Below are 4,032 nucleotides of genomic sequence, written 5' to 3' on the forward strand. Positions count from 1 at the left end.
CGCGTCCCGCCTCCGCCGGCCGTCGCCTCCCCGCCGCTTGCTCCTGCCAAGGCCCCGCCGCCTCCTTCCATGGAGAGCCGGCGTTCAGACAATTATTACGAGGTCAAGGCGACCATCTTCGGCGCGCTGATCGAGGCGATCGACCTCGCCCAGCTCGCTAAGCTCGATTCGGAGTCCGCGCGCGAGGAAATCCGCGACATCGTCAACGAGATCATCGCGATCAAGAACATCGTGATGTCGATCGCCGAGCAGGAGGAACTGCTCGACGACATCTGCAACGACGTTCTCGGCTACGGCCCGCTCGAGCCGCTGCTGTCGCGCGACGACATCGCCGACATCATGGTCAACGGTGCCAACACCGTCTACATCGAAGTCGCTGGCAAGATCCAGCGCACGGGAATTCGCTTCCGCGACAACCAACAGCTCCTCAACATCTGCCAGCGCATCGTCAGCCAGGTCGGCCGGCGCGTCGACGAATCCTCGCCGATCTGCGACGCGCGCCTCGCCGACGGCTCCCGCGTCAACGCCATCGTGCCGCCGCTGTCGATCGACGGGCCGACGCTCACCATCCGCAAATTCAAGAAGGACAAGCTGACGCTGGATCAGCTCGTCAAGTTCGGCGCGATCTCACCGGAAGGCGCGGAGATCCTCCAGATCATCGGCCGCGTCCGCTGCAACGTGCTGATTTCCGGCGGTACCGGCTCGGGCAAGACCACGCTGCTCAACTGCCTGACCAACTATATCGAGCACGACGAGCGCATCATCACCTGCGAGGACGCGGCCGAACTACAGCTGCAGCAGCCTCACGTGGTGCGGCTGGAAACCCGTCCGCCCAACATCGAGGGTGAGGGCCAGGTCACCATGCGCGAGCTGGTGCGCAACTGCCTGCGCATGCGTCCTGAACGCATCATCGTCGGCGAAGTCCGCGGCCCAGAAGCGTTCGACCTGCTCCAGGCCATGAACACCGGCCACGACGGCTCGATGGGGACGCTGCACGCCAACAACCCCCGCGAGGCGCTGTCGCGCTGCGAATCCATGATCACGATGGGCGGCTTTTCGCTCCCCTCGCGCACCATCCGTGAGATGATCTGCGCCTCGATCGACGTCATCGTCCAGGCCGCGCGCTTGCGCGACGGCTCGCGCCGCATCACCCACATCACCGAGGTGATGGGCATGGAAGGCGACACCATCATCACCCAGGACGTCTTCCTCTTCGACATGGTCGGCGAGGACGCCAACGGCAAGATCATCGGCCAGCACCGCTCGACCGGCATCGGCCGTCCGAAGTTCTGGGAACGCGCTCGTTACTACGGCGACGAGAAGCGCCTTGCCGCTGCGTTGGACGCGGCGGAAGTCACGCCGAAGACGTGAGCAGGTCAGCACCGTCATGAACATGCAAGTTCTCGCCCTCGCATTCCTCGCCACCGCAGCGGTCGGCGGCGTCGCCTGGGTGTTCCTCTATCCGCTGCTGTCCGGGGAACGAAAGGCGGAGAGCCGCCGAGCCTCGATCTCGCGCGCCGAGGCGCCCACGTCACGCCAGGCCGAGAAGACCCAGCGTTCGCGCCGCGAGCAGGTCGAGACCACGCTGAAGGATCTCGAAGCGCGGCGCCTGCAGGAAAAGAGCGTTCCGCTCAGCGTCCGCCTGTCGCAGGCTGGACTCGACTGGACGACGCAGAAATTCTGGGTGGCCTCCGCCGTTGTGGCGGGCGTGTTTTTCGCGGTCGCCCTGTTCGCCGGCGGCGGCCTGATCGGTGCTGCCGGCCTTGCCTTTGCCGGCGGGTTCGGGCTGCCGCGCTGGGCGCTGGGCTTCCTGAAGAACCGTCGCGAGACCAAGTTCCTGGCGGCGCTGCCGGACGCGGTCGACGTGATCGTCCGCGGCATCAAGGCGGGCCTGCCGCTATTCGAATCGATCAAGGTCGTTGCCGCCGACGCGCCCGAGCCGCTGCGCAGCGAGTTCCTGGCGATCATCGAGACGCAGGCGATCGGCATGCCCCTCGGCGAAGCCTGCTCGCGGCTCTACGAGCGCATGCCGCTGCCCGAGGCCAATTTCTTCGGCATCGTGGTTTCGATCCAGCAGAAGTCCGGCGGCAACCTTTCCGAAGCGCTCGGCAACCTCTCCAAGGTGCTGCGCGACCGCAAGAAGATGAAAGAGAAGATCCAGGCAATGTCGATGGAAGCCAAGGCTTCGGCCGGCATCATCGGTTCGCTGCCGCCAATCGTGATGTTCCTCGTCTATCTCACGACGCCGCAATACATCTCGCTGCTTTGGACCCATCCCACCGGCCAGCTGATGCTGGTCGGCTGCGTCGTCTGGATGTCGATCGGCATCATGGTGATGAAGAAGATGATCAACTTCGATTTCTGACGGTGCCGTATGGTCGATTTCCTCGTCTCGAAACTGCACGACGTTCGCTTCATGACCATGCTGCTGGCGGCCATTGCCGCCAGCGCCACCGTGTATACGCTGGTGATGCCACTGCTTGCCGGCGAGGGGCTCTCCAAGCGCATGAAGGCGGTGGCGAGCGAGCGCGAGCGCATTCGGCAGCGCGAGCGTGAGCGCCTTCACAAGAACGAAAAGGTCTCGCTGCGCCAAACCCCGAAGCAGCTCGTCTCCAAGGTCGTCGAGGACTTCAACCTCACCAAATGGCTCGCGCAGGAGGCTGCGCGAGACAAGCTCATCATGGCGGGCTACCGCGGCCATGCGCCCTACATCACCTTCCTGTTTGCCCGCATGGTCGCGCCGATCGTGCTCTTCATCGGCTCCGTCATCTACGTTTTCGGCATCGCGCATATGGAGCAGACGATGCCGATCAAGATTGGCATCTGCGTCGGCGCCGCCTATCTCGGCTTGCAGGCACCGATGCTGTTCCTCAGGAACGCGATTTCCAAGCGCCAGCTCTCGATCAAGCGCGCCTTTCCCGATGCGCTCGACCTGCTCCTGATCTGCATCGAATCCGGCATGTCGGTCGAGATGGCGTTCCGGAAAGTCGCCACCGAGATCGTGGGACAGTCGATCGCGCTCTCGGAGGAGTTCACGCTGACCACGGCCGAATTGTCCTATCTGCAGGATCGCAAGGTCGCCTATGAGAACCTGGCGCGACGCACCGGCCTCGAGGGCGTCAAGTCGGTGTGTCTCGCGCTTCAGCAGGCGGAGCGCTACGGCACCCCGCTCGGACATTCCTTGCGCGTCATGGCGCAGGAAAACCGCGACATGCGCATGAACGAGGCCGAGAAGAAGGCCGCCGCCCTTCCGCCGAAGCTGACTGTGCCGATGATCTTGTTCTTCCTGCCGGTGCTGTTCGTCGTCATTCTCGGGCCGACCGGCATCAAGATCACCGAGCTGCACTGAGGCGGACAGACCGCGCGGTCCGCCCCTTACGTCAAAGTCGGGGGATCTGATCAGTCTGGCTGGCTGAGCGAGGCGACCGGCGTCCGCTTCGGCCCGCCGCGCGGGCCCTCGCTGCGGCTGAGCATGTCCTTGAGATAGGCGACGTTGGCCGCAGCCTGATCCGGTGGCAGATCTGCCTTCACGATGGTCTCGGCTTCCGCAAAGCGGCCCTGGAGACCGACGACGAGGCCCAGGTTCTGCCGCACCCGGGTGCTTGCGCGCGGCGAAGCGTAGGCCTGCCGCAGCGCCTCTTCGGCCTTGGGCAAGTCTCGCGACAACATGTAGGACAGGCCGAGATTGGAGAGCACGCCGGGATCACCCGGCGCGATCTTGAGCGCGCTCGCGTAATAGGAGCGCGCCTCCTCATGACGGCCCATCTGGTCCAGCGCCGTTCCCTGCACAGAGAGCAGGCGCCAATCCGGATTGTCCGGGGAATGCGCTTTCGACAGGACGTCGTAGGCCTGCTGGAAATTGCCGTTGTCGGCGAGGGCGCGGCCGTACAGGGCGAGCAATGTCTTGTTGCCGGGATTGGCAATGGTCGCCTGCTCGAGCACCGCTGCGGCCTGGGCGCGCTGGCCGTTGGCGCGCAGGGCCTGACCATAGCCAAGCGCGGCGTCGGCGTCCTTGGGATTGGCGCGGTAGCG

The 4,032-nt window shown here is 64.8% G+C and carries 4 protein-coding genes; 3 read left to right on the top strand and 1 reads right to left on the bottom strand.

Translation table 11 applies throughout. The features are described 5' to 3' along the window. The 3 genes from MOV74_RS32910 to MOV74_RS32920 form a co-directional block, all read left to right on the top strand. Positions 1–1,371, top strand: a 1,371-nt coding sequence (locus MOV74_RS32910) for a CpaF family protein (RefSeq protein ID WP_246931166.1), incomplete at its 5' end; no start/stop codon positions are given. 16 nt (positions 1,372–1,387) lie between these two features. After that, positions 1,388–2,365 carry a type II secretion system F family protein gene (locus MOV74_RS32915; RefSeq protein ID WP_246931167.1) on the top strand — a complete coding sequence of 326 codons (978 nt, stop codon included), beginning with the start codon at positions 1,388–1,390 and terminating at the stop codon, positions 2,363–2,365. A gap of 9 nt (positions 2,366–2,374) precedes the next feature. After that, positions 2,375–3,349: a type II secretion system F family protein gene (locus MOV74_RS32920; protein WP_246931168.1), complete on the top strand. Its 975-nt coding sequence runs from the start codon at positions 2,375–2,377 to the stop codon at positions 3,347–3,349. Between the two features lie 50 nt (positions 3,350–3,399). Here MOV74_RS32920 and MOV74_RS32925 read toward each other — a convergent pair. Continuing rightward, the coding region (locus tag MOV74_RS32925; RefSeq protein ID WP_246931169.1) for a tetratricopeptide repeat protein at positions 3,400–4,032 on the bottom strand (633 nt) is incomplete at its 5' end.

This window comes from Bradyrhizobium sp. SHOUNA76, from assembly GCF_023006445.1.
Lineage (GTDB): Bacteria > Pseudomonadota > Alphaproteobacteria > Rhizobiales > Xanthobacteraceae > Bradyrhizobium.

What these genes read in the sequence shown, in the direction of transcription:
- MOV74_RS32915 (WP_246931167.1), top strand. Translation starts at nt 1,388, where the DNA reads ATGAACATGCAAGTTCTCGCCCTCGCATTCCTCGCCACCGCAGCGGTC.
- MOV74_RS32920 (WP_246931168.1), top strand. Translation starts at nt 2,375, where the DNA reads ATGGTCGATTTCCTCGTCTCGAAACTGCACGACGTTCGCTTCATGACC.